The sequence below is a fragment of the Streptomyces rhizosphaerihabitans genome (genome assembly GCF_025399795.1).
GTDB classification, from domain to species: domain Bacteria; phylum Actinomycetota; class Actinomycetes; order Streptomycetales; family Streptomycetaceae; genus Streptomyces; species Streptomyces rhizosphaerihabitans.
This window is the reverse complement of the sequence record NZ_JAODTZ010000047.1, coordinates 22,073-46,828: the sequence shown is the minus strand read 5'-3', so window position 1 is coordinate 46,828 and position 24,756 is coordinate 22,073. Positions and strand designations below refer to the sequence as shown.

The following is a 24,756-nucleotide window of genomic DNA, read 5'->3' as shown; positions in this document are numbered from 1 at the left end:
GGTAATAACTAGCACCGCTAGTTAAGAATCTCGACCCGACGTTACGACGCAGTGTCCCGCAAGTCCAGGCCACTTCCGCACAGCACTCCGGGAGCGCGGCGGCAGCAGGCCCGCCGACCACCACGAAGGGGGCGGTGCGCCGAAGCGGGAACGGCGCGGAGACCGGAAGACCTACGCGGAGACGGGGGTCTCGGCGACGTCCCGGGGAGCCGGGATCCCGGCGGGGCCCGAGGCGGAGTCCGTGCCGGAGCCGGTCCCGGCCTGGGAGGAGTTCGCGTCCGGGGCGGAGCTCGTCGCGGGTGCCCCGCACTCCATGACCCGGGGCAGCCTCAGCGCCATCACGGCGCCCAGCAGCAACAGGCCCGCGCTCACCAGCAGCGTCACATGCAGTCCGTGCACGAAGGAGTCCCGGGCGGCCTGCCGCAGGGCGCCGCCGGTCGTGCCTCCGAGCCGGTCGGCGACCTGGTACGCCTCGCCGAGCGAGTGGCCCGCCGCCGCCGAATCGGCCGCCGGGACGCCGGGGACGGACGACAGTCCGGGCGCGTACGCCGCGTTCATCACGCTCCCCAGCAGGGCGATCCCTATACCGGCGCCGAGCTGGTAGGAGGTCTCGCCGATCGCCGCGGCGCCGCCCGACTGCGCCTGCGGCGCCTCGCTGAGCATGGACTCGTACGCCCCGAAGAGCGTGGTCTCCAGACCGAAGCCGAGCAGCACGAAGCCGAAGAGCAGCAGCCCGGTGTTGTCGTTCCCGCCCATCGCGGTGAGCGTGACCACGGCGGCCGCGGTGAGACAGAAACCGAAGCAGACCATCGCGCGCGGCCCGAACCGCCGCAGCAGTTTCGCCCCCGCGAGCCCCGCGGCCATCGCCGCGACGGTGAGCGGCAGCAGCCGCAGTCCGGTCTGGAGCGGTGACAGTCCGAGCACGAGCTGCAAGTACTGCGCGGCGATCAGTTCGAGCCCCACCAGGGCGAGCATGGCAAGGACGATGCAGCCGATCGACGTGCTGAAAGCGGGACGCGCGAACATGCGCAGGTCCACCAGCGGATGCGCGCGCCGCCGCTGCCGCCGTACGAAGGCGGCCATCAGCACTCCGCCGACGATCAGCGGCGCGATGGTGAAGAGGCTGAGGGGTGCCTCACCAGCGCCGAGGCGCTTCACGCCGAGGACGAGTCCGAACAGACCGGCGGCGGCCATCAGCGCCCCGACCACGTCCCAGGGACCGTCGCGCTCGCCGCGGGACTCGGGCAGCAGCAGCCGTCCGACCGGCAGGCTGACGATCATCAGCGGGATGTTGACGAGGAAGACCGATCCCCACCAGAAGTGTTCGAGGAGGAAGCCGCCGAGCAGCGGACCGACCGCTGCGCCGACGGCGGCGACCGCGCTCCAGATGCCGATCGCGAGCGCCCGCTCGCGCCGGTCGGGGAAGACCTGACGCAGGATCGACAGGGTCGCGGGCATGATCATCGCGCCGCCGACGCCGAGCAGGGCCCGGGCGCCTATCAGGAGCTGTGCGTTCTCGGCGAGGGCCGCGATACCGGAGGCGACACCGAAGAGGAGGTATCCGAGGAGGAGGACACGCCGGCGGCCGATGCGGTCACCGAGCGTGCCGAAGAGGATGAGGAGCGAGGCGCAGACGAGCGGATAGACGTCGACGATCCAGAGCAGTTCTATCGCGCCGGGCTTGAGGTCCTCGGTGACGGCGGGCACCGCGACATGGAGCACGGTGGCGTCGAGGGCGACCAGCAGCAGGCTGACGCACAGGACGACAAGGACCACCCAGCGGTTGGCACCGGCCCCGGTCTCCCGACGGCATCGCGCAGCGGCCGTGGTCGTCCCGGACATGTACGTACCTCCACAGGTTCCCTCGCGTTCGGCGGATCCGCAGGGTGGGGACTCCCTGGGGGCTGCGGCCCGAAGAGCGGAATCCCGGGCCCACGCAACAAAGGCGAGTGAGCCGTCAGCGTACGCGAGTTCTCACCCATGACACGTGGCGGACCTCTCACGTTCGCCTGGCCAGGAGTGTGGCGTACGCCACGCCCCCGCCGCTCATCACGCCCCGCGCGGCCCGCCGGTTCCGGGGTCCGCCGATAATCGGGCCCGTGACCGATCCAGAGACGCCCGCCGCGACGCCGCCCCACACGGGCGCCCTGCGCCGTGCCGCACCGGCCCTCCTCGGGTACGCGGCCGTCCGCGTCCTGGGCCTCGTCACCCTCGCCGTGTGGAGCGCGGCGAACGGCAAGAGCGCCCACCGGCTGCTGTCGCAGCGCTGGGACTCGCTCTGGTACACCCGGGTCGCCGAGCTCGGCTACGGCTACGAGGTCCGTCTGCCGAACGGTGACGTGCACGCGAACCTCGCGTTCTTCCCGCTGCTGCCCTGGCTGGAGCGGCTCGGCTCGGCGGTGACCCCGCTGTCGTACCCGGACGCGGGCCTGCTGGTCTCGGCGGCGGCCTCGATCGCCGCGGCCTGGGGGATCTTCGCGGTCGCCGATCATGTCCACGGCCACCGGGCCGGAGTGTGCGCCGCGCTGGTGTGGGCGGTCCTCCCCGTCGGCATCGTGCAGTCGATGGCGTACAGCGAGTCACTGTTCACGGCCCTCGCCGCGTGGTCGCTGTACGCGGTGCTGACCGGCCGCTGGCTGACCGCGGGCCTGCTCGCCGCGTTCGCCGGGCTGACCCGGCCGGTGGGGGTCGCGGTGGTCGCGGCCCTGTGGGTGGCGGCGATTACCTCGTTCGTGGGAGAACGCGCGCAAGGCGGAAGCACGCCCCGGACGGACGGCGCGCAGGTGTGGCGGCGCGCCCTTGCCATGATCATCGCGCCGCTCGGCGCCGCCGGTTACGTGCTGTGGGTGGGTCACCGCACGGGCAAGGGCCCGCTGGGCTATCTCGACGTCCAGGCGGGCTGGCGCAACGGCTTCGACGGCGGTTACGCCTTCGGCCGGTTCGTGGCCGAAAAGCTCACCTCGTTCCCGTCCGCCCTGGCCGGCGTCGGGCTGATCGTCGGGGTCGCACTGATCTTGTGGCTCTACGTGGCATGCGTACGCCAGGGACAGCCGCCGGCGCTGCTGGTCCACACGGGGATCGTCGTCGCGCTCGCCCTGTGCGCGTCGAGCTACTTCGGCTCGAAACCGCGCCTGCTGCTGCCGGCCTTCCCCCTCCTGTTCCCTCTCGCGGTGGCCCTGGCCCGGCTGCGTACCCTCAGGTCGGCGCTGATCCTCGGGGGCGTCGCGGTGGCCTCGGCGGCCTACGGGGCCTTCTGGCTGAACGGCTCGGGGCCGCCGTGACCGGCCAGGCGGCGCCCCGTCCGGGCCGGTGAGCGGCCGGAGAATTCGACACCATCATTCGGTGAACGAATATAAAAGTGCCATAAAATCGAAGACCCTCAGAGATCAATGGAATTGAAGGCTCCGCACGCCGGGGATTGGAGATTCATTGGAAATAAACATGATCCTGAGAGGAATCCCACATCACATCGTCATCACAAACCGAGTGAATCGGCCTGGAACGCAGCTCACTCGCTGTAACGTCGATTGAGTGCGTACCGAACGAAACCTCACCCGTCTGGACCGGGTCTTCGCCCGGCTGGACCGTGAGCCGGAACGACCGGCCCACATCGATGTGCCGAAGATGAGTCGGCACAGGGTTGTCCTCTTCGCGGCGACCCTGGCCTTCTACCTGGCGATCGTGTGGGCCGTTGCGATCACGTCATGGCTGGTCCGGTTCGACTGGCAGGTCATGTTCTTCCGGCCCTACCAGCAGTGGCCGGAGATCCACGCGTTCCTCGACTACTACGTGGTCCTCGGCCAGCGCGGCCCCACCGCCGTGATGGTCGCCTCGTGGCTGGGCTGGCGCTCCTGGCGGCAGCACACACTGCGCCCGCTGCTCACCCTGGGCGCGTCCCTCCTGTTGCTCAACATCACGGTCGGCGCGGCGAAGCTCGGCATGGGCCGTCTCGGCCCGCACTACGCCATCACCATCGGCTCGAACGAAATGGGCCTGGGCGGCGATATATTTCCCTCGGGCCACACCGCCAACGCCGTCGTGACCTGGGGAATCCTGGCCTATCTGGCGTCGACCCCGAGAGCCAGACGCTGGCTCTCGGCACTGTCCGCCGTGACCTCGCTGGGCGTCGGCCTCACCACCGTGTACCTGGGTACGCACTGGCTGAGCGATGTCCTGCTGGGCTGGGCCGCGGGTCTGCTGATCCTGCTGGCGCTGCCCTGGTGCGAGCCGCTGATCGCCCGCTCCGAGGCCGGGATCTTCTCGCTGCGCGACCTGTGGCGCTCCCGTCGCGGCCGTACGGCGGCCGCACCGGCACCGACAGGGGCACCGGTACCCTCGCCGGTCGGCGCGCCGGTCATGTCCCCACGGCCCACCGTCGACAGCGAGGTGCCGGCCCGCGAGACGGTCGCGTCCCGTCCGCCCAGAGCCCCCGTCCACCTGGCGCCCGGCCCGCACACCGCCCGCTCGGAACGCACTCCGGTGACACCTGCGGGCAGCCGCCGCCCGCCGCACCCGGACCGTCCGGCGCGCGCGGCCACGGCCGCCTCGGCCCGCCCACTGACGGGTAGCTAGAAGACTGCGGGGCCGGTACGCACAGCCTCTCCCCGCACCGCGAAGGCCCCCGGCTCGACGAGCCGGGGGCCTTCGCACATCCCGTCGCGGCGCCCGACCGTGTTCCGGCACTCCCGCGCCGGAACGGGCGCGCGTCCGCCGCGGCCGGGCGCTCAGCCCTTCCAGCTGCGCGTCACCGTACCGTCCGTGACCTCGAAGTTCAGCCGCCCCACCAGGTACTCCATGGTGATGATCGCGCCCGGCGGCAGCGAGCGCACCGATGTCCAGCCGTGCTCCCGCGCGCGCTCCTCGGCGCTGCTCACCTCCAGTCCGACATAGCTCTCCGGACTGTCCTGCGGCTCTGCGTGAGAGGGGTGAATGGGTGCCATGACCGCCACGTTAGGCGGCGCGCCCCGGCGGTGGAAGCCCGATCGGCGACCAAGCGTCACCTATCCCCCACCGGTCACACTTCTGTCACAGGATCACGACACGTGTTTCGCCGAACTCCGTCACCCATACGAGGTCTCCCCCGGCGTTCCGCACGCCTTCGAACGTAATTCGGAGTCGTCGTGCGGGCGTCTCGAATAATCTTGCGGAATACGCGAGGCCGTACGTTCGATGACGCTTTTCCATTCCGGTCCGCTCCGATTCCGCCGCGCACCGCGGAAGCTGACGCCGCATAAGAAATACACGCCGCCGGCACAGAACCCCCGCACGGCCTCCGCCGGCCCCCGGATGTCCCCTACGTCACCCGGGCCGTGATCGGCGCCCCCTCGGGACCCGGCCTCTCCAGCGCCCGGGACAGCCGGTCCCGGGCCGTCCTGATCGCGTCGACGAGCTCGGCGGGCTCGACGATCTCGAACTCGAAACCCATCAGCATCACGTGAATGACCATGACGTCGAGGCTCGCCGCCCCGGTGCGCAGAACGCAGCTGTCGTTCCCCGAAGCCTCCAGGGTCCCGGCCGAGGGTGAGATCCGTGCGGCGGCCTCCTCCAGCGGCACCAGCAGCCGGACGACGGCGTTCGTGGCGTAGGCGCGGGTCGAGACACCCCGGGACACGTACTCGGCCAGGTTCTCGGCCGGTGGCGTGCGGGGTGTGAAGCGCGGTCCGTGCGGCGGCCGGGGTGTGATGCGGTCGGCCCGGAACGTACGCCAGTCGTCCCGGTCCACGTCCCAGGCGACCAGGTACCAGCGGTGCTCCGTGCACACCAGCCGGTACGGCTCGACGGTGCGGCGCGTCGAGGAACCCGCGTGGTCGCGGTACTCGAAACGCAGCCGCTCGCTGTCGCGGCAGGCGTTGGCCAGTTCGGTGAGGACGGTGGGGTCGACGGCGGAGGGCTGCGGACCGCGCAGCATCGGCACGGTGAAGGCGTTCAGGGCACCGACCCGGCGCCGCAGCCGGCTCGGCAGGACCTGCTCCAGCTTGGCGAGGGCGCGTACGGAGGACTCGCCGATGCCCTCGATGCCCTGACCGGCCGCCGTGCGCAGTCCGACGGCCACCGCGACGGCCTCGTCGTCGTCCAGGAGCAGTGGCGGCAGCTCGGCCCCCGCGCCGAGCTGGTAGCCGCCGCCCGTACCGGGACTGGCGTTGACGGGATAGCCCAGCTCACGCAGCCGGTCCACATCACGGCGGACCGTGCGCGGGGTGACGCCCAGCCGCCCGGCGAGGTCCGCTCCCGACCATTCGCGGTGGGCCTGCAGGAGTGAGAGCAGGCGCAGCAGTCGTGCGGATGTCTCCAACATGCCGCCGAGTCTGCCAGCCCTTGCGGACAGCCACGGTCCGCAAGGGAGCGTGGGAATCTCAGCCCCTGCGGCGTTCGAGGAGCGGGATCCGGGGCGGAGCCTTCGGGACGACGGCGGTCCTCACGGGCGGTAGGCGATCTGCGGTACGTCGAAGCAGGTCGCGTTCATGTCGCCCTGGGAGACCCATCCAGAGCCGTCGCGCCAGCGGGCCACCGAGAGGCAGGTCCTGCGTGACTTCGGCGGCTCTGCGAGCCGCTCGTATGTGACGGGGATCAGCAGCCCGCCCGCGGTGTAGGGCTTCCCCCGGTTCATGAAGGCGTCGACACACGCGCGAGTGACGTCCGCCGGGGCGCAGGACCTCGCCGCGTCCGTGAACCACCGCGCCGCCGCCCACCCCTCCAGCTGCCACTGGGAATGCGTCTTCAGCCCCTGGGTCGCGTCGCGGAACTCCCGTACGGCCGTGTCACCGACGTCCTCGTAGTTGCGGCTCGACCCGGTGGCCCACAGCGCGTTGCGGCAGCGCGGCGCGTCCTTGTAGTCCTCGGGCACGGTGGACGTCCAGTTCTGGACGTTGGTGACCTTGGCGATGACGTGGGCGCCGACGTCGTCCATGGCCTTGCACAGCTGGGCGTTGCCGTGGGTGTCGATGGCGTCGAAGACGAGATCGGCGCCCTGGTCCTTCAGGTCGGCCGCGGCGGCGCGGAAGTTGGGCAGCGCGAAGTCGACCTGCTCGCCGACGACCCGGTAGCCCTCGGCCCTGAGTCCCTGGGTGACCAGCCGGGCGTAGGCGGCGGAGGCGGACTGGTTGTAGGAGACGACGGCGGCCGTACGGGCGCCCTGGACGCGCTTGAAGTAGCGGTAGACCTCGGTACCGCCGTACAGCTCGCCGTCCCAGCCGGGGGTGCCGTCGCGCGGCGCGAGGCTGCCGTAGATGCCGTAGAGGTGCGGATAGGTGTCGTACGCGGGGCCGATGGGCTGGCCGCCGATGTCGGGCACGCGCGCGTGGGACACCTGGGAGGCGCCCGCGTAGTCGAGGGCGGTGGTGGCGACGATGGCCACCACCTTGTCCTCGTCGATCAGCCGGTGCACGCACGTGTTGTTGCCGACGCCGCTGCCGCCGTCGTCGCACAGCCGCACCTCGACCGGCCGCCCGCCGATGCCTCCCTGGGCGTTGAGCCGGTCGAAGTAGGCCTTGGCTCCGTCACGCGGTCCGGTGAACGCGAAGCCGCCGACGGGGCTGGTGGCGCTGCTGATGACACCGACACGGATCGGCGCGGCGGCCTCCCGGGGTGGGGGCGTGGCGCGGTTCCCGAAGTCGCTCTCGGGGAGCCGACTGCCGCAGGCCGTGCCCGCCAGGAGCAGCAGGCCCGCGACGGCGGCGCCCGTCGCTGTGCGCCGCACCGCTGCTCAGCAGCCCGGGGCAGCGCTCGACGACGCGTCGCCGCTCAGCTGGACCAGCGCGCAGAGCGTGTTGACGGAGACCTTCCAGGTGCCGCCCTGCTCGACGGCCGTACCGGAGGCGCCCGGCAGGGCGGTGGCGCCGTTCAGGGTCAGCGTGTAGGTGACGTCGGCCTCGGTCGGCGAGGTGAACTCGATCTTCTCGACCTTCGCCTTCACCTGCTGACCGCGCTGGTCACCGTTGAAGCCCTGCAGCACCTGGGCCATCTGGTCGCCGTTCTCCAGGACGGCCTGCTTCTCCTTCGTGGAGACGGCCGGGTCGAAGAACTTCTCCCAGTTCTGCTTGATCTCCTTCTGGGCCGCCGCCGGGTCGGCCGGAGCCGTGGCGCTGGGCCGAGCGCTGGTGGACTGCTCCACCGAGGATGTGGGCGAAGCCGAACTCGCGCCGCCGCTGTCGTCGCTGCACGCCGTGAGGGCCGCGGCGAGGACGAGGACCGCCGTCACCGCCACTCCCCGGACGTTCCCCCGCCTGAGGTCGCTCCCGAGAACCATCTGGCTCACCACCGGGTGTCGGTCCGGGCCATGTGCGCCCGGTGCTTTCAGGGTCAGCTTCCAGAAGGCATAGTGCAAGCCATTGGCTGACATGGACAGATACACGACGTGTGGGAGTCCGGATGCGGACAGCTCGACTGCGGACCGTGCACCCCGTCCTGTGGGCCGGCTGGGCCGCCCTCGCCGCAGGCGCGGTGCTGTGCGTCATCGGCTGGTACGGCATCTCCGGCGAGCGGTACGCGGAACGCCAGCTGCCCTACCTCGCCTCCTGCACCGTGCCCGGTGCCGCACTGATCATCGCCGGGGCGGTGCTGCTCACACACGGCAGGAACGCGCTGGCGGCGGCTCGCGTCGAGGAGCTGTACGGGCTGCTGGTGGCCGCCGCGCCCGCCGACGCCGAGGATGCCGGACCGGCGGCGGTCGCACCCGTGGCCGTCAGCGGCGAGCTCCTCATGGTGCCCGGCGGCACCCTGTACCACCGCGCGGACTGCCCCTTGGTCGCCGGGAAGCCGGAGGCCGTACCGGCCGACTCCCGCGTCCTGGCGAGCGGGGATCTGGGGCCCTGCCCGATCTGCGAACCCGACACCGACGACGACCCGTCCGGCGGCGCGCTGCCCTCCCCCGCGTCCGGCGGGCCGCCCCTCGCCGAACGGCCGCCCACGCTCGATCTCCCGTCCGCTCCCGAACGTCCGTCCGCCGGTCCGGACGGCTGATGTCCTCACTGACGTACGACCTCACCCTCGCCGGTCTGTCGGTCGGCAGTGCCGCCGCGTTGACCGGGATCGGGCTGATCGTCACCTACCGCGCCACCGGCGTGCTCAACTTCGCGCACGGTGCGATCGCGATGGTGTGCGCGTATCTGCTGCGTCAGTTCACGGTCGAGTGGGGCTGGCCGCTCGCGCTCGGCGCCTCGGTGACCCTGCTGCTGGTCGCTCCGGCCATCGGCATGGCCCTGGAGCGCTTCGTCTTCCGGCCGTCGGCCCTCCTCGGCGGCGACCCGGCGCAGACCCTGGTCGCGTCCATCGGGGTCTTCGTTCTGCTGGTCGGCGGGGCGGCGCTGGTGTGGGGCACCGGGGCGCGGGCGGACGCGCCGACGCTGGTGTCGGCGGATCCGTGGGGGCAGCTGGCGGTGGCCGCCCTGCTGGCCGCGGGCGTCGGCGCGGTGACCCGCTGGACCCGCTTCGGCACGGAGTTGCGGGCGGTCGTCGACGACCGCCCGCTCGCGGTGCTCGGCGGTATCGACGCGGACCGGGTGGCCGCGGCGGGCTGGGCCTTCGGCTCGTTCACGGCGGGCCTGACGGGCGTGCTCCTCGCACCGTACGTGCGGCTCGACCCGTACGGCCTGCCGCTGCTCGTCATGGAGGTGATGGCGGTCGCGGTGGCGGCCCGGATGCGCAGCCTCCCGGTCGCCGTCGTGGTCGCCCTCGGCATCGGTGTCGCCCAGAGCCAGCTGACCCGGCTGCACCCCTCGGGCTGGGCGGAGCCGCTGCTCCAGGCGGTCGGTGCCAACCTCTTCGTGGTCGCGCTGCTCGTCGCCGCGCTCGTGCTGCCCGGCATCGGCACCCGCGACGCGCTCCCGCGCACGGCGAAGGCCCGCGTGCCTGCACCGTCCGGGGCGTGGGCCGTGGCCGTCGTCCTGTTCCTGCTGCCCCTCGGTTTCGCGGGCTCCGACCTGCACACGTCGGTGCAGGTACCCGCGCTCGGTGTCGTCCTGCTGTCCCTGGTCGTCGTCACCGGCCGCGGCGGCCAGATCTCGCTGGGGCAGGCCGCGTACGCCGGTCTGGGCGCCCTCTTCACTGCGCTGCTGGCCGCGGGCCGCTTCCCGGGTCTGCCACGGCTGCCCGGGCTGGCCGCGCTGGCGGTGGCCGTGCTGCTGGTGGCCCCGCTCGGCCTGCTGACCGGGTGGCCGGCCATCAAACGGCACGGCCTGGCGCTCGCGGTGGCCACCTTCGCGGTGGGCGTGGGCGTCAGCCGGTTCGTCTTCGCCCAGCCGTACGCGGTGGCCGGGCTGTCCCTGGACCGCCCGGCCGGGTTCGGCGGCGACCGCGCGTACTACGTCCTCGAACTCGTCCTGCTGGCCGTCGCGCTGCTCGCCGCGCACACCTTGCGCCGGGGCCGCACGGGCCGCGCCCTGGCCGCCATGCGTGACCACGAGGCGGGCGCGTCGGCGGCGGGCATCCGCGTCCCGGCCCTGAAACTGACGGCGTTCGTCGCGGGTGCCGCGCTGGCCGCGCTGGGCGGCGGCATGCTCGGCATGGGCCTGCGCGCCTTCGACGCCACCGCGTACGACCCCGTCCGCGGACTGCTCTGGTTCGCGGCGGTCGTGGTGCTCGGCGCCGACAGCGTCCTCGGTGCGCTCGTCGCCGCGGCTCTGCTGGTCGGGCTCGACGCGGGGGCCCGCGGCGGGGTGGCGGCCGCCCTGATCGGTCTCCTCGCCGTGCTCGTCGGCCGCTTCCCGGAGGGCCCGTACGAGGCTCTGCGCACGGCGATGTCCCGGCTTCGGCTCCACCGCCGGGCGACCCTGACACCCCTGGGCGCGCGCGTCCGCCGCCATCTGCGCCCGGCGGACGCGGGGCGGCCCGGGGAGTTCGTACCACGGGCTCCCACGGGGGCCGTGGCCCCGGCCACCGTGGACCGGCCGCAGATGCCGGCGGCGCACCCCGTGGCGGCCGAGCCCCCGCGCCGCTCCGGTCCACCCGTACCAGCCGTGTCTCCGGGCCGGCCCGGTCCACCCGTACCAGCCGGGTCCCCGAGCCGGTACGGCGCGACGGGAGCAGCCGCGGAGGCCGCCCGCCGCGCCGCCCGGACGCCGCCGCGGCCGCTGACGGCCCGTGGGCTCCATGTCGCCTACGGCGGGTTCACCGCTCTCGACGGGGTCTTCCTCGACATTCCGCCGGCTCGGGTCACCGCGGTCGTGGGGCCCAACGGGGCCGGCAAGAGCACCCTCTTCCACTGCCTCGCGGGGACCCTGCGTCCCTCGTACGGACACGTGCTGCTCGGAGGGCGGGACATCACCCGTCTGGCGGCGCACGCGAGGACGCGGCTGGGGATCGCGCGGACCTTTCAGGAACTGGCGGTCTTCCCCTCGCTGACCGTGGCCGAGAACGTGCGGGTCGGCGCCGAACAGGGGCGGATCGCCGATCCGGGGGCGGTGGAGCGGGCGTTGCGGCTGCTCGGTCTTGACGGGCCGGTGCGGTCGCTGCCCGCGGCGGGGCTGCCGACCGGGACGCTCCGGCGCGTCGAACTGGCCAGGGCGCTCGCCGGGAGCCCCAAGGTGCTGCTCCTCGACGAACCCGCGGCCGGTCTCGACACCGGCGAGGTGACCGCGCTGGCCCGCGTGCTGCGGGCGCTGGCGGCGGACGGCATGGCCCTCCTGGTCGTCGAGCACGATCTCGATCTGGTCGCCGACCTGGCCCACACCGTCCATGTCATGGCGGCCGGACGGATCGTCACCTCGGGGCCCGCCGACCGCGTCCTGGACACGAGGACCGGCGGATGAGCATCGCCCTGCGCGACGCGCGCGTGCGCTACGGCCCCCTGGAGGCCCTGCACGGCGTGACCCTGGTCGCCCCGGGCCCGGGCCTCACCGTCCTGCTGGGCCGCAACGGCTCCGGCCGTACGACCGCGCTGCGCGCCCTCGCCGGAACCGTGCCGCTGTCCGCCGGTGCCGTCGTCTGGGACGGCGTCGACGTGACGCGCCTGCCCGCGTTCGAGCGGGCCCGGCACGGGCTGTGCCTCGTTCCGGAACGCCGGGCCGTGTTCGGTTCCCTGACCGTCCGCGAGAACCTGGAGCTCGCGGCGGCCGACCTCGCGGCCGCCCTGGACGCCTACCCGCAGCTGGCGCCGCTCCTCCCCCGCCGCGCCGGCACCCTGTCCGGCGGCGAGCAGCGCATGCTGGCCCTCTCCCGCGCCTTGTCGGCGCGCGTGCGCGTGGTGCTCGTCGACGAACCCGCGCAGGGCATGTCGCCGGCGGTCGCGGCCCGGACGTACGCGTTGCTCGGTGCTCTCGACGCGTGTGTGGTGGTCGCCGAGCAGCGGCTGCCGCCGGGGCTGCGCGGGCGGCCGGGCCGGACGACGTACGTCCATGAACTGCGGCGTGGCGCGGTCGTGTTCAGCGGAGAGGCGGCCGAGACGGCGGCACGGAGCGGGGGGCCGCCGGGTTCAGGGGCGGGCCGAACAGGGCGGGGTCCGCGGTCCGGGCAGCGCCCGCCGCCTTCGGGATGACGAGCTGGATGCCCTTGATCAACCGGTTCGGACTGCTGCCGATCTTCTTCTTGTTGACCTTGTAGAGCGTCTGCCAGCCGCCTTCGACCCGGTACTTGCGGGCGATCGACGCGAGCGTCTCGCCGGTCTTCACCACATGGAAGGGGCCCTGTAGTCCGTACAGTTTGGAACAGTCGGGCCAGGCCCCCCATCCCTGGACGGCCTGTACCTTCTTGGCGACCTTGATCTGCTCGGCGCGCGTGGCGAGATCGGCGCGGGGAGCGTAGTCGAGCCCCCCGAACGCGACCCAGGTGGACTGAAAGAACTGGAGCCCCCCGTAGAAGCCGTTCCCGGTGTTCGCGTGCCAGTGCCCGTTGCTCTCGCACTCGGCGAGACAGGTCCAGGGCCACTCGTCGTTCGCGCAGTCGTAGGTACCACGGGCCGGTCCGGGACCGGGGAGCGGTGGCGGCGGCACGGCTTCCGCGTTCCGGGGAACGAGAACGGCCAGCACGGCGGCGACCACGGCCACGTACCGCACACGCCCGCTCGACAGCCCGCTCGACAGCCCGGACGCGGTCCACGTGGTCGGCGGGGTCCGCCTGATCGGCATGAAGGACATCGGGCCACGCTAAGCAGCGCGACCCGCTCGCCCGCCCAGCCGCGCCCGGCACGCCCGGGGCCCCACCCGGTCGGAGGACCGGGCGGGGCCCCGTGCCCGGGACGAGGGGGAGCGGGGCTCAGATGTCGAGCCGCTGCCCGGGCACGATCAGATCGGGATCACCGCCGATGACGGTCTTGTTGTCGGCGTAGATCTTCCGCCAGGTGGTCCCGTGCCGCGCGGCGATGGCACTCAGGGTGTCGCCTTCGCGGACTGTGTAGTCGCCGCGGGACGAGCCGCGGTTGACGTGGCCCGACGGACGGGCCGGCGCCTTCGCCGGCTCCTTCGCCGGTTCCCGCTTCGCCGGGGCGGACCGGGGCGCCGACTTGGTGGTCGCCGTCCCTGCGGCCGATCCGGCGCCCGAAGAGGCGGGCGCGTTGCCGTAGGCCCCGGCGCGGGCGGAGCAGGTGGGCCAGGCACCCCACCCCTGTGCGCTCTGGACCTTGCTCGCGACGGCTATCTGCGCGCTCCTGGAGGCCTGGTCGGCGGTCGGCGCGTACGCCGTGCCGCCGTAGGCGCGCCAGGTGCCGGCGGAGAACTGGAGCCCCCCGTAGTAGCCGTTGCCGGTGTTGATGTGCCAGTTGCCGCCGCTCTCGCACTGGGCGATGCGGTCCCACACTCCACTGTCGGCCGCGGCGGCGTCGCCGGTCGCGGCGAGCAGTCCGAGCGGGGCGAGCAGTGCCGCCCCGGCGAGGACCGCCGTCGTACGTGTCCTGTTCGCCGTACGAGCCTTGTGACTGTTCTCGTGAGTGCTGTCGGCACATGCGGACATGTATTTCCCTCTCGAAACACCCGGGGTCCCCCAGGACGGGACGCGACGGCCTGCGCATTGGACGCGGCCGGCGCGCTCCGACCCGTCCGCCGACGGCCGTGCTGTGATCCGGTGCGGATCGGCCGGCGGACGTACCCGAGCGGTGCTCGTTGCACACAGCGCAGGAACCTATGGACCCGGGCGCCCCGATATCAACCAACTCTTTGTCATTCGAGGCCAGTTAGCCGTTACCGCGGGTATCATCGATTTTCAGCCACCCACTTCATTGGGTGATTTCCGGATTTGTCGACCTGCGCCTCTTGCCGTCTGTGACCCACTTCACCCGATCAACTTCCCTACGACTCGCGGAAGTTGACTCGGAGTAACCAATTCCGGGGGCATCTTCACCCTGGGCGTCGGATGGTTCGATTCCGTTCGCTCTCGAGCGTGACTCCGGCCACAGATCACCCGTTGACATCTTCATGAGCCGGGAACCCCCGATTCATGGGCCGGGAGCCACCCGGCACCGCCATGCACCGCATCCCGAGGAGCCACCGTGCCGCGCATGCTCGACGTCAGCGACGACGTACGCGCCGAGATCGGCGACGAAGAAGCCGACCGGCTGCTCGCCGGAGAGAACGCCCCCGGCAGTTACGACTGCACGTCGTGCCGCACCCCGGGCGACTCGGAACAGGAGCGCACCAGCACCGTCCTGTTCATCGGCGACGAGACCGCCGTCCTCGCCTTCGCCCACGCCACCTGCCTGCCCTCACAGGTCGTGCAGGTCACCGAGGAGCAGCTCCAGGGCGCCGTCCGCTCGATCCACCCCGACGGCACACCCGCCGACACCGGACCCGAGCAGGCCGTGCTCGGTGTCACCAGCGGACTCGTGCTGATCAACGGCGAGTTGCACCCGGCGCTCGTCGTCGAGCCGACCGGGCCGATCGTGCGCCCCGGCTCGACCGACATCGGCGACGACTTCCTGCCCCTGCTCATCGAGCAGGGCTTCATGCCCGCGATCGAGCTGAACTCGGTGCCGCCGGTCCTGCACGGCTGGTCCGTGCTGCTGGCCATGGGCCAGTTGCACGCCGTGCTCCAGCCGGGCACCGGCGGCGGCTCGCCCGTCGCCTGGTGGCAGGCCCACCAGGCACTCCAGGTCACCGAGAGCTGGCGCGCCGCCGCCAACAAGCACCAGCAGGTGCTCCTGTTCGCGGCACCGGTCGGCTCGATCGGGCGCCAGCCCCGGGAGGACCTGCTGCGCGACGCGCTCGACAAGGCGGCGGCCAACGGGAAGCTGGTCGCGGCCGCGATGCCGCTCGCCGGTACGTGAGGGCACCGCACGGCACGGCACGGTTCCCGGCGGGGTCCGCCGGGAACCGACCGCACGGCGCCGCGCGAAGGCTCGGCGGAGCCCGCCGGGAACCCAGGGGCACGGTCGTCGCTCCGGCATTCGCCGGGGAACCGAGGACACAGCGCCACTCCGGGATTCGACGGGGTCCGCCGGGGAACTGAAGGCGGGGCGATGCACGGGCCTTCGGCGGGATGCGCCGGGGGTCCAGGGCGTGCGCGCCACTCCGGCATTCGGTGGGGTCCGCCGGGGATCTGAGGGCGGGCGCCTCGCCGACCTTCGGCGGGATGCGCCGGGGGTCCAGGGCCTGTGCCCCACTCCGGGATTCGACGGGTCCGCCGGGAACCGAAGGCGGGGCGCCTCGTCGGCGTTCGGCGGGAAACCGAAGGGGGGCGGCCGGCACCGGCCGTGGCGGGTTGCCCGCGCGGTTCCCCGCGCCCTCGCGCTCCCGCGTGCGCCGCTCACTCCGGACGACCCGCGAAATGGCCGTGCCGGCCGCATCTGTTGGGCTCCGGGGTCGTTGGCACGTACGTGCACACCTACGACGTCCCCGGCCACCGGCCCTTCCAGCCGGTCCCTCCCTCGGGCTCCCCCCTCCGTTCGAGCAGAGAGGTGCCGGCGTCGCGACCGGTGCAGGACCCTCATCAGGGCGGCCCGTCAGCCACGCCGATCTACGACGCGCTCTACGCCGAGTGGATCAGATCCTTCAGGACCCTGCCGGGCGACCGGCACGGCGAGGAGAACCTGGGCTTCACGGCCTTCGGGAGCCTCGGGCGCGGTTCGAACTCGTTCAGCTCGTCGGGCACGTACAGCTCGTACAGCGCGGGGGCGCACACCGCGCGGCAGATCGCCGCGCAGCACGGGCACACCACGACGGCGACGGCTGTCTGGCAGCCGGGCGCACGCCAGCACGGCACCGGGATGCACCACATCCCGGCCGCGCTGCCGCCCGCACCGCGCAGGGGTCTTTGAAGCGGCAAGGTCCTTGAGCGGTCATGTGTGAGGGGCGGCTCCCCAGGGAGCCGCCCCTCACGCGTTGCCCGTGGGCGCTACTTCTTCTTGTTGGCGCCGCGCTTCTCGCGCACCCGCACCGAGATGTGGATCGGCGTGCCCTCGAAGGCGAACTCCTCGCGCAGCCGGCGCTCGATGAAGCGCCGGTAGCCGTGCTCGATGAAGCCGGAGGCGAAGAGCACGAACCGCGGAGGCTTGGTGCCCGCCTGCGTGCCGAACAGGATGCGGGGCTGCTTGCCGCCGCGGACCGGGTGCGGGTGGGCGGCGACCAGCTCGCCGAGGAAGGCGTTCAGGCGGCCGGTCGGGACGCGGGTCTCCCAGCCGTCCAGGGCGGTCTCGATCGCCGGGACGAGCTTCTCCATGTGGCGGCCGGTGCGGGCCGAGACGTTCACCCGGGGCGCCCAGGCGACCTGGGCGAGCTCGGTCTCGATCTCCCGCTCCAGGTAGTAGCGGCGCTCCTCGTCGAGGGTGTCCCACTTGTTGAAGGCGAGGACGATGGCGCGGCCCGCGTCGACGGCCATGGTGACGATGCGCTGGTCCTGCACGGAGATGGTCTCGGACGCGTCGATCAGGATGACCGCGACCTCGGCCTTCTCGACGGCGGCGGCGGTGCGCAGCGAGGCGTAGTAGTCGGCGCCCTGCTGGAGGTGGACGCGCTTGCGGATGCCCGCCGTGTCGACGAACTTCCAGGTGATGCCGCCGAGTTCGATGAGCTCGTCGACCGGGTCACGGGTGGTGCCCGCGACCTCGTTGACGACCACGCGGTCCTCGTTGGCCACCTTGTTCAGCAGCGAGGACTTGCCTACGTTCGGACGGCCGATCAGGGCGATACGGCGGGGGCCGCCCACCGCGGTGCCGAAGGTCTGCGCCGGGGCCTCGGGCAGCGCCTCCAGGACGGCGTCCAGCATGTCGCCGGTGCCGCGGCCGTGCAGCGCGGAGACCGGGTGCGGCTCGCCGAGACCGAGGGCCCAGAGGTACGAGGCGTCGGACTCGCCGCTCATGCCGTCGACCTTGTTGGCGCACAGGACGACGGGCTTGCCGGCCTTGCGGAGAAGGCGTACGACCGCCTCGTCGGTGTCGGTCGCGCCGACCTTGGCGTCGACGACGAAGACGACCGCGTCGGCGGCCTCGATCGCGTACTCGGCCTGGGCGGCGACGGACGCGTCGATGCCGAGGACGTCCTGCTCCCAGCCGCCGGTGTCGACGAGCTTGAAGCGGCGGCCCGCCCACTCGGCCTCGTAGGTGACGCGGTCGCGGGTGACGCCGGGCTTGTCCTCGACGACGGCCTCACGGCGGCCGATGATGCGGTTCACCAGGGTCGACTTGCCGACGTTCGGGCGGCCGACGACGGCGAGGACGGGCAGCGGGCCGTGGCCCGCCTCCTCGATCGCGCCCTCGACGTCCTCGACGTCGAAGCCCTCTTCCGCGGCGAGCTCCATGAACTCCGCGTACTCGGCATCGCCAAGCGCCCCGTGCTCGTGTTCCGCCGAGCCGTCGGGCTGGATGTGGTCGTTCATGAAGTCCGTACCTCGTCGTTCATTCGTGGTGATCGGTGGAACGCCCGTAAACCGGATGATCCACTACTAAGTGTCGCCTAACGCCCGACGGGGCGCCCGGCGTTTTCCGGGCGTCGGGTCAGACGCCTGGCGTGGTCCAGATGGGTGCTGAGCTGTTTCTGGATGCGGCCGGTGGCCTCGTCCAGCGCCTGGCGCGTACGCCGTCCGCTGCCGTCGCCCGCTTCGAAGGGGTCGCCGAAGACGACGTCGACCCTGCTGCGCAGCGGGGGCAGCGCCTTGGTCAACCGGCTGGTCCTCTCGGAACTTCCCAGCACAGCCACCGGGACGATCGGGGCTCCGCTGCGCACCGCGAAGTACGCGAGCCCGGCCCGCAGCGAGGCGAAGTCGCCCTCGCCCCGGGTGCCCTCCGGAAAGATCCCGAGGACTCCGCCGGACGCCAGGACGCCGAGAGCGTCGGTGATGGCCGTGCGGTCGGCGATCTCGCGGTCCACCTTCAGCTGGCCGATGCCCAGCAGGAACGGGTCGAGCGGGCCGATGAACGCTTCCTTCTTGATCAGGAAGTGTGTGGGCCTGGGCGCGACGCCCATGACCATCGGCCCGTCGATGTTGTGCGAGTGGTTCACGGCCAGGATCGCCGGGCCGGTCGCGGGGACCTTCCAGGCGCCGAGCACGCGCGGCTTGAACAGCCCGTACATCAGGCCGACGCCGATCCGGCGCCCGACCTCGGCGCGTCTCGCGGAGGGTGCGGTCACTTGGCGGCCCGCTTCTCCTCGACGAGGGTGACGACGCACTCGATGACCTGCTGGAGCGTGAGGTCCGAGGTGTCCACCTCGACCGCGTCGTCCGCCTTGGCGAGGGGGGAGGTCTTACGGCTGGAGTCGGCCGCGTCCCGCTTGATCAGCGCCTCACGGGTCGCGTCGATGTCCGCGCCCTTCAGCTCACCGCTGCGCCGGGCGGCACGCGCCTCCGGGGAGGCGGTGAGGAAGATCTTCAGGTCGGCGTCGGGCAGGACGGTGGTGCCGATGTCCCGGCCCTCGACGACGATGCCGGCCGGCGCGGACCCGGCGAGGGTGCGCTGCAGCTCGGTGATCCGGGCACGCACCTCGGGCACGGCGCTGACCGCGCTCACCTTGGAGGTGACCTCCTGCGTACGGATCGGGCCGGCGACGTCGGTCCCGTCGACCGTTATGGTCGGCCCGGCCGGGTCGGTACCGGAGATGATCTCCGGCTTGTCGGCCACGGCGGCGATCGCGGAGGGGTCCGTGATGTCGACGCCGTTGCTGACCATCCACCACGTGATGGCGCGGTACTGGGCACCCGTGTCGAGGTAGCTCAGACCGAGCTTCGCGGCCACGGCCTTCGAGGTGCTCGACTTGCCCGTGCCGGAGGGGCCGTCGATGGCGACAATCACAGCCGGAGCGGTACGGGCGGCGCCGTTGTCCACGGTGGGAACACCTTCCTGGTGCGGGGCGGAGGTCTCTGCGGGACGCGATCGCGCCCCGCACAAGGTTACTGGCTCCACGGACCCCGTATTACTGGCCCGCCCCGGGGCCGGTCCCGGAGCTCCATCGGCGCAGGGCCCTGGCCCCGTGCCGATCCTCGCTGCCACGCCCGCACCGCCGGGCGCCAGGGCGCCTCCCGGGCCTCGCACGACTGCGCCTCCCGCAGCCGTCTGCGGCCGTGCACGCGTCGGCGCCGCGACCCGTCGCGCAGGTCCCGGGCGGGCCCGGGCCCATGTCGTCGGGCCTACTGGCGCAGCGCCCAGCCCCGCTCCCGCAGTGCCGCGCCGAGTACCGGCACCGCCTTCGGTTCCACCATCAGCTGCACCAGACCGGCCTGCTGACCGGTCGCGTGCTCGATGCGTACGTCCTCGATGTTGACCCCGGCCATCCCCGCGTCGGCGAAGATGCGGGCGAGCTGACCGGGCTGGTCGTCGATGAGGACGGCCACGACCTCGTAGGTGCGCGGCGCGGAGCCGTGCTTGCCGGGGACGCGGACCTGGCCCGCGTTGCCGCGGCACAGGACGTCCTCGATGCCGGTGGCACCCTCGCGGCGCTTGGCCTCGTCGGAGGACTGCAGGGCACGCAGCGCCTGGACCGTCTCGTCGAGGTCGGCGGAGACGTCCGAGAGGAGGTCCGCGACCGGGCCCGGGTTCGCGGAGAGGATGTCGATCCACATCCGGGGGTCGGAGGCCGCGATCCGGGTCACGTCGCGGATGCCCTGCCCGCAGAGCCGTACCGCCGTCTCCTCCGCGTGCTCCAGACGGGCGGCGACCATGCTGGACACCAAGTGCGGCATGTGCGAGACGAGCGCCACGGCCCGGTCGTGGGCGTCCGCGTCCATCACGACGGGCACCGCACGGCAGTGCGACACCAGTTCCAGCGCGAGGTTCAGGACCTCGGTGTCCGTGTCCCGGGTCGGCGTGAGCACCCAGGGCCGGCCCTCGAAGAGGTCGCCGCTCGCGGCCAGCGGCCCGGACTTCTCGCGGCCCGACATGGGGTGCGTGCCGATGTACGGGGTGAGGTCGAGGCCGAGCGCCTCCAGCTCGCGGCGGGGACCGCCCTTGACGCTGGCGACGTCCAGGTAGCCACGGGCGAGACCGCGCCGCATGGCGTCCGCGAGGGTCGCGGCGACATGCGCCGGCGGTGCGGCGACGATCACGAGGTCGACCGGCCCCTCGGGGGCCTCGTCCGTGCCGGCGCCCAGCGCGGCCGCCGTACGGGCCTGCTCCGGGTCGTGGTCGGCGAGGTGGACGACGACGCCGCGGGAGGCGAGCGCGAGGGCCGCGGACGTGCCGATCAGCCCGGTTCCGATGACGAGTGCGGTCCTCACTGGGCGATGTCCTTGCGGAGCGCGCCCGCGGCGCCCAGGTAGACGTGCACGACGTCGGCGCGCGGCCGGTCGGACTCGATGTGGGCGAGAACACGGACCACCCGGGGCATCGCGCCCTCGATGTCCAGCTCCTGCGCGCAGATCAGCGGGACGTCGACGATGCCGAGCTTGCGCGCCGCCGCCGCCGGGAAGTCGCTGTGCAGATCGGGCGTCGCCGTGAACCAGATGCTGATCAGGTCGTCCGTGGTGAGCGCGTTGCGCTCCAGGATGGCGGTGAGCAGCTCGCTGACCTGCTCGTCCATGTGGCCGGCCTCGTCCCGTTCCAGTTGGACGGCGCCCCGGACCGCTCGTACCGCCACGGTGATGCTCCTCGCTGATCTGTGTACACGTCGTGTCACACCAGCGTAGTCAGCCCCCCGCGCGCGGGTGTGCGGCGCCCGCCTGACGAGACGGGGGCCACACACCGGATCCGGCCGGGACCGGCTCATGCCGCCCGCCCCTGATCGACTGCCGCCCGTCCCGGATCAGCTGCCGCCCGCTTCGGACGAACTGCTGCCCGCTTCGGACGGACTGCTGCTTGCCGAGGTCCCCGAGAGAGGTGGCGGACGGCATCTCTCTGCCCGGGGTGGGCTTGTTCCACCGCCCGAGGCAGCGACCGGGCGATGTCGTCGGCGGCCCGCTCGGGCTCTCAGACTCGGCCGATGTCACCCTAATCGCCCTATTCCGTCACTTGTGGCGAGAACGCGCCCGTGCGCCTCTGGACGCGAGCGCGCGAGTCCGCTCTCATTGCAGGAGACTCGCCTCGGGGGAGGCCCGAATGAAGCGTCCAGGACCCCTTCTCACCCTTCTCGCGGGGCTCGTGTTCGCCGTGTTCATGTTGTCGCTCAACGCGATGACGGGGACGAAGAACGCGTCGAACCCGTACCGGCAGGCGTCGCCGGGCGTCTCGGTGTCGGCCAGTGCCCCATCGGCCTCCTCCTCGCCGTCACCGAGCACCTCGCCCAGCCCCTCGCCGTCCCGCCGCGCCCTGCCCAACGCCGACTACGCGGGCCGCACCGACGACAACTCCTCGGCGGTCGCTGTCTCCCTGCGGGGCGGCAAGGCGATCGCGTACTTCTGCGACGGGCACGACAAGGAGTCCTGGCTGAAGGGTGACGTCAAGGACGACGGCACCATGAAGCTCACGGGCGGCAACGGCGACGAGCTGAACGGAACCCTCCAGGACGGCAAGCGGATTCGCGGCACCGCCTCCGTCGGCGGGCAGCGCTACGGCTTCACGGCCGACCGGGCGATCAAGCCCTCCGGCCTGTACCGGGCGACAGCCACCGTGCGCGGCGCGAAGGTCGACGGCGGCTGGATCGTGCTGCCGGGTGGCAAGCAGGTCGGTGTCGTCGAGCGCGACGGCACACCTTCGGCGGCACCGGTGATCGACCCGGAGACCGGCGCCGTGACGATCGACGGACAGAAGATCATCGCGCGTCCTGTCACCCCCTGACCGCCTCTTCCACAGGGAGCCGTTCATGACCGTGGACCCGAACGCCGCCACCCGGGGCTTCCCCTCTCCGCCACCCGCCCACGGCGGCCCGAACCCGGCCCGCTATCTCGTGCCGGCCCTGGTCGCCGCGGCGGTCGCGGTCGGTCTCGGCGTCTACGGCAAGGTCCACGACCCCGCGGGAACGGCCTTCAATCTCGCCGGTTTCAGCAGCACGGGGGCCGTGAAGTCCTGGCTGGCGACGACGGCGTTCTTCTTCGCGCTCGTCCAGCTCGTCTCGGCGCTCATGATGTACGGGAAGCTGCCGGGCCCGGGCTGGGCGTCCGCGCTGCACCGGTGGTCGGGACGGATCGCGTTCCTGGTGGCGGTGCCGGTGGCGGTGCACTGTCTGTACGCGTTGGGCTATCAGACGTACAGCACACGCGTCCTTTGGCACTCGCTCCTGGGGTGCTTCTTCTTCGGTGCCTTCAGTGCCAAGATGCTGCTGCTCCGCTGGGAGCGCCTGCCCGGCTGGCTGCTGCCCATCATCGGCGGCCTCGTCTTCGCCGTGCTCACGGCCATCTGGCTGACGTCCGCCTTCTGGTTCTTCCGTACATTCGGAGTGACGACATGACCAACCGCTCGACGCGGCGCACGGTGATCCTCGCCACGGGGGCGTCCGCGCTGCTCGCGGGATGCAGCCAGTACGGAAGCGGCGACAGCTCCTCGGACTCGTCCCCGAAGGCGTCCAGCGGCCAGGAGCTCGCCACGACGAGCGACATCCCGGTCGGCGGGGGCACGATCTTCAAGGACCAGAAGATCGTGGTCACCCAGCCGGCGAAGGGCGACTTCAAGGCCTTCTCGGCGATCTGCACGCACCAGGGCTGCACGGTGAACAAGGTCGCGAACGGCACCATCGACTGCCCGTGCCACGGAAGCAGGTTCAGCGTCGAGGACGGGGCGGTGAAAGCCGGTCCGGCGCCGCGTCCGCTGCCCGCGGAGAAGATCACGGTGGAGGGAAACTCGATCCGCCTGGCGTGAGAGGGCCCGTACGCTCCGGGCATGCGTTCCGAGCTTCCCGTATCCCAGACCTCCACGGCATCCGAGGTACCCCCGGCGTCCCCGGCACCGGAAATGCCCCCCGTGTCACCCGCGCCGGCGGACTCGGCGTCCGGGATCTCGGCCTCTGCGGACTCAGCGTCCAGGATCTCGGCCTCCGCGGTCTCACTGGTGCGGGACCACACGGTCTACTCCTGCGTGATGGGCTCACGTGCCTTCGGGCTGGCCACGGACGGCAGCGACACGGACCGCCGGGGCGTCTTCCTCGCCCCGACGGCGCTGTTCTGGCGCTTCGAGAAGCCGCCGACGCATGTCGAGGGCCCGGCGGAGGAGCAGTTCAGCTGGGAGCTGGAGCGGTTCTGCGCGCTCGCGCTGCGCGCCAACCCGAACATCCTGGAGTGTCTGCACTCGCCGCTGGTCGAGTACGTGGACGACACCGGGCGCGAACTCCTCGCCCTCCGGCAGGCGTTCCTGTCCCGTCAGGCGCACGAGACGTTCGCCCGCTATGCGCTGGGCCAGCACAAGAAGCTGGCGGCCGACGTCCGCAAGTACGGCGCCCCGCGCTGGAAGCACGCCATGCATCTGCTGCGCCTGCTGATGAGCTCGCGCGATCTGCTGCGCACCGGGACCCTGACGATCGACGTCCTGGAGCAGCGCGAGCCGCTGCTCGCGGTGAAGCGGGGCGAGGTGTCCTGGGGCGAGTTCGAGCGCTGGATGTCCCGGCTGGCGACGGAGACCGACGAGGCGGCCGCCCGCAGCCCGCTGCCGCCCGAGCCGGACCACGCGCGCGTGGAGGACTTCCTGGTCCGGGTCCGCCGCGCCTCAGCGCTCCAGGACACCGCCGGGGGCCGGTAGACCTTCCCCGACCCCTTCCGGGCCCCGGACACCGTCCCGACCTCCCCGGACGCCGTCCAGACGGACCCTGACGACGAAGGCGTGCAGAGCGTCGTACGCGGAGGGGGCGTCCGGCAGCGCCGAGGCGTCCTGTGCCTCGTCGAGGAGCGTGTGCAGCCGCTCCACATCCTCCTCCACGCGTGCGCGCGGGACGTCCGCGGCCCCGTGCTCCCGCTCCGCCTTCGCGGCGATCAGGTCCGGCAGATACGCGGGAGAGGCGATCTGCCCGGCCAGCGTGGGCAGATCGGCCTGCACCTCGCCGCTGCGCATGAGGTGGATGCCGGTGAGCAGCACACGGAACGTGTAGAGCAGCGGCTTGAGTTCGCCGCTCTTCTCGAAGAGCCGCCACTGGGTGGTCGCGAACCCCCGGTAGTGGTGGGCGTGATGACGGGTGAGGACCCCCGGGGCGAGCGAGATCAGTTCACGGTGTTCGTCTCCGGTGTGCACGACCAGCGGCGAGAGCAGCTGTTCCAGTACATAGCCGTTGCGCCGCAGCATCAGCCGTACGAACTTGCGCAGGTCGTGGGTGACCAGGTCCATCTCGACGCCGCTCTCCCACCACATGCGGGACCGGGTCTCCTCCGGTTCGCTCAGTCCGACCAGGTCGGCCGTCGCCAGGAGATGGACGCCGCGCAGGTCGACGTCGGAGTCGCGCGAGGGGAAGCCGTACAGGTGTGCCCCGGAGACGGTGGCGAAGAGCACGGGGTCGGGCTGTTCGCCCACCACGCTCGCGAGGTCGGTGCCGGTACCGAGGACGTCTGTCATCC

General features: G+C 72.2%; 23 protein-coding genes and 1 pseudogene. 11 read left to right on the top strand and 13 right to left on the bottom strand.

Annotated elements, in window-relative coordinates:
- Positions 1 to 171: 171 nt before the first annotated feature.
- Positions 172 to 1,842 (bottom strand): MFS transporter, encoded by a 1,671-nt coding sequence (locus tag N4G66_RS34310; RefSeq protein ID WP_261708196.1) that lies wholly within the window; start codon positions 1,840 to 1,842, stop codon positions 172 to 174.
- A 257-nt stretch (positions 1,843 to 2,099) separates the two neighbouring features.
- Between N4G66_RS34310 and N4G66_RS34305 the strand changes: the two genes are divergently transcribed.
- Complete coding sequence (locus N4G66_RS34305) at positions 2,100 to 3,281, top strand: glycosyltransferase family 39 protein (protein WP_261708195.1); 1,182 nt, start codon at positions 2,100 to 2,102, stop codon at positions 3,279 to 3,281.
- Positions 3,282 to 3,531: 250 nt separating this feature from the next.
- Entirely contained in the window at positions 3,532 to 4,572 is a 1,041-nt protein-coding gene (locus tag N4G66_RS34300) for a phosphatase PAP2 family protein (protein WP_261708194.1), read from the top strand.
- A gap of 152 nt (positions 4,573 to 4,724) precedes the next feature.
- On the opposite strand, the gene N4G66_RS34295 is transcribed toward N4G66_RS34300, so the two are convergent.
- The 4 genes from N4G66_RS34295 to N4G66_RS34280 all read right to left on the bottom strand — a co-directional run bounded on the left by N4G66_RS34295 (position 4,725) and on the right by N4G66_RS34280 (position 8,245).
- Positions 4,725 to 4,940 carry an I78 family peptidase inhibitor gene (locus N4G66_RS34295; RefSeq protein ID WP_261708193.1) on the bottom strand — a complete coding sequence of 72 codons (216 nt, stop codon included), beginning with the start codon at positions 4,938 to 4,940 and terminating at the stop codon, positions 4,725 to 4,727.
- A gap of 353 nt (positions 4,941 to 5,293) precedes the next feature.
- On the bottom strand, positions 5,294 to 6,295 hold the full coding sequence (locus tag N4G66_RS34290; protein ID WP_261708192.1) for a helix-turn-helix transcriptional regulator: 1,002 nt from the start codon (positions 6,293 to 6,295) through the stop codon (positions 5,294 to 5,296).
- A gap of 120 nt (positions 6,296 to 6,415) precedes the next feature.
- Positions 6,416 to 7,696 (bottom strand): ABC transporter substrate-binding protein, encoded by a 1,281-nt coding sequence (locus N4G66_RS34285; RefSeq protein ID WP_261708191.1) that lies wholly within the window; start codon positions 7,694 to 7,696, stop codon positions 6,416 to 6,418.
- Positions 7,697 to 7,702: 6 nt separating this feature from the next.
- Positions 7,703 to 8,245: a hypothetical protein gene (locus N4G66_RS34280; RefSeq protein WP_261708190.1), complete on the bottom strand. Its 543-nt coding sequence runs from the start codon at positions 8,243 to 8,245 to the stop codon at positions 7,703 to 7,705.
- 122 nt (positions 8,246 to 8,367) lie between these two features.
- Between N4G66_RS34280 and N4G66_RS34275 the strand changes: the two are divergent.
- The 3 genes and pseudogenes from N4G66_RS34275 to N4G66_RS34265 all read left to right on the top strand — a co-directional run.
- Positions 8,368 to 8,841 (top strand): annotated as a pseudogene (locus tag N4G66_RS34275) (hypothetical protein); the annotation flags it as partial.
- A gap of 116 nt (positions 8,842 to 8,957) precedes the next feature.
- Positions 8,958 to 11,744: an ABC transporter permease subunit gene (locus tag N4G66_RS34270; protein WP_261708189.1), complete on the top strand. Its 2,787-nt coding sequence runs from the start codon at positions 8,958 to 8,960 to the stop codon at positions 11,742 to 11,744.
- A complete protein-coding gene (locus N4G66_RS34265) occupies positions 11,741 to 12,469 on the top strand; it encodes an ATP-binding cassette domain-containing protein (protein WP_261708188.1) in 729 nt (242 codons plus the stop codon). The genes N4G66_RS34270 and N4G66_RS34265 overlap by 4 nt, the downstream gene beginning before the upstream one ends.
- On the opposite strand, the gene N4G66_RS34260 is transcribed toward N4G66_RS34265, so the two are convergent.
- Both N4G66_RS34260 and N4G66_RS34255 read right to left on the bottom strand, forming a co-directional pair.
- Positions 12,357 to 13,067 carry a LysM peptidoglycan-binding domain-containing protein gene (locus N4G66_RS34260; protein ID WP_315903732.1) on the bottom strand — a complete coding sequence of 237 codons (711 nt, stop codon included), beginning with the start codon at positions 13,065 to 13,067 and terminating at the stop codon, positions 12,357 to 12,359. The genes N4G66_RS34265 and N4G66_RS34260 overlap by 113 nt on opposite strands.
- 118 nt (positions 13,068 to 13,185) lie before the next feature.
- Positions 13,186 to 13,878 (bottom strand): LysM peptidoglycan-binding domain-containing protein, encoded by a 693-nt coding sequence (locus N4G66_RS34255; RefSeq protein ID WP_261708187.1) that lies wholly within the window; start codon positions 13,876 to 13,878, stop codon positions 13,186 to 13,188.
- Positions 13,879 to 14,413: 535 nt separating this feature from the next.
- Between N4G66_RS34255 and N4G66_RS34250 the strand changes: the two genes are divergently transcribed.
- On the top strand, positions 14,414 to 15,187 hold the full coding sequence (locus N4G66_RS34250) for a hypothetical protein (protein ID WP_261708186.1): 774 nt from the start codon (positions 14,414 to 14,416) through the stop codon (positions 15,185 to 15,187).
- A gap of 648 nt (positions 15,188 to 15,835) precedes the next feature.
- Positions 15,836 to 16,177 (top strand): hypothetical protein, encoded by a 342-nt coding sequence (locus N4G66_RS34245; RefSeq protein WP_391858937.1) that lies wholly within the window; start codon positions 15,836 to 15,838, stop codon positions 16,175 to 16,177.
- 77 nt (positions 16,178 to 16,254) lie between these two features.
- Here the strand turns inward: N4G66_RS34245 and der are convergent, their stop codons facing one another.
- The 5 genes from der to aroH form a co-directional block, all read right to left on the bottom strand.
- Positions 16,255 to 17,733 (bottom strand): ribosome biogenesis GTPase Der, encoded by a 1,479-nt coding sequence (gene der, locus N4G66_RS34240; RefSeq protein ID WP_261708184.1) that lies wholly within the window; start codon positions 17,731 to 17,733, stop codon positions 16,255 to 16,257.
- 77 nt (positions 17,734 to 17,810) lie between these two features.
- Complete coding sequence (locus tag N4G66_RS34235; protein ID WP_261708183.1) at positions 17,811 to 18,524, bottom strand: lysophospholipid acyltransferase family protein; 714 nt, start codon at positions 18,522 to 18,524, stop codon at positions 17,811 to 17,813.
- Positions 18,482 to 19,177: a (d)CMP kinase gene (gene cmk, locus N4G66_RS34230; protein ID WP_261708182.1), complete on the bottom strand. Its 696-nt coding sequence runs from the start codon at positions 19,175 to 19,177 to the stop codon at positions 18,482 to 18,484. Before cmk ends, N4G66_RS34235 begins: the two co-directional genes overlap by 43 nt.
- Before the next feature lie 302 nt (positions 19,178 to 19,479).
- Positions 19,480 to 20,565 (bottom strand): prephenate dehydrogenase, encoded by a 1,086-nt coding sequence (locus N4G66_RS34225; protein ID WP_261708181.1) that lies wholly within the window; start codon positions 20,563 to 20,565, stop codon positions 19,480 to 19,482.
- On the bottom strand, positions 20,562 to 20,924 hold the full coding sequence (gene aroH / locus N4G66_RS34220) for a chorismate mutase (RefSeq protein ID WP_037628600.1): 363 nt from the start codon (positions 20,922 to 20,924) through the stop codon (positions 20,562 to 20,564). The genes N4G66_RS34225 and aroH overlap by 4 nt, the downstream gene beginning before the upstream one ends.
- 458 nt (positions 20,925 to 21,382) lie before the next feature.
- Between aroH and N4G66_RS34215 the strand changes: the two genes are divergently transcribed.
- From N4G66_RS34215 to N4G66_RS34200, 4 genes are all read left to right on the top strand, one after another.
- On the top strand, positions 21,383 to 22,060 hold the full coding sequence (locus N4G66_RS34215) for a hypothetical protein (RefSeq protein WP_261708180.1): 678 nt from the start codon (positions 21,383 to 21,385) through the stop codon (positions 22,058 to 22,060).
- Positions 22,061 to 22,085: 25 nt separating this feature from the next.
- Positions 22,086 to 22,670 (top strand): DUF6529 family protein, encoded by a 585-nt coding sequence (locus tag N4G66_RS34210; RefSeq protein WP_261708179.1) that lies wholly within the window; start codon positions 22,086 to 22,088, stop codon positions 22,668 to 22,670.
- Positions 22,667 to 23,077, top strand: a complete 411-nt coding sequence (locus N4G66_RS34205; RefSeq protein ID WP_261708178.1) for a Rieske (2Fe-2S) protein — start codon at positions 22,667 to 22,669, stop codon at positions 23,075 to 23,077. Before N4G66_RS34210 ends, N4G66_RS34205 begins: the two co-directional genes overlap by 4 nt.
- A gap of 186 nt (positions 23,078 to 23,263) precedes the next feature.
- A complete protein-coding gene (locus tag N4G66_RS34200; RefSeq protein WP_391858938.1) occupies positions 23,264 to 23,950 on the top strand; it encodes a nucleotidyltransferase domain-containing protein in 687 nt (228 codons plus the stop codon).
- On the opposite strand, the gene N4G66_RS34195 is transcribed toward N4G66_RS34200, so the two are convergent.
- The gene (locus N4G66_RS34195; RefSeq protein ID WP_261708176.1) at positions 23,918 to 24,754 is read right to left on the bottom strand and encodes a nucleotidyltransferase domain-containing protein; all 837 of its coding nucleotides are present in this window, start codon (positions 24,752 to 24,754) and stop codon (positions 23,918 to 23,920) included. The two genes, N4G66_RS34200 and N4G66_RS34195, sit on opposite strands and share 33 nt — an antisense overlap.
- Positions 24,755 to 24,756 lie beyond the last annotated feature (2 nt).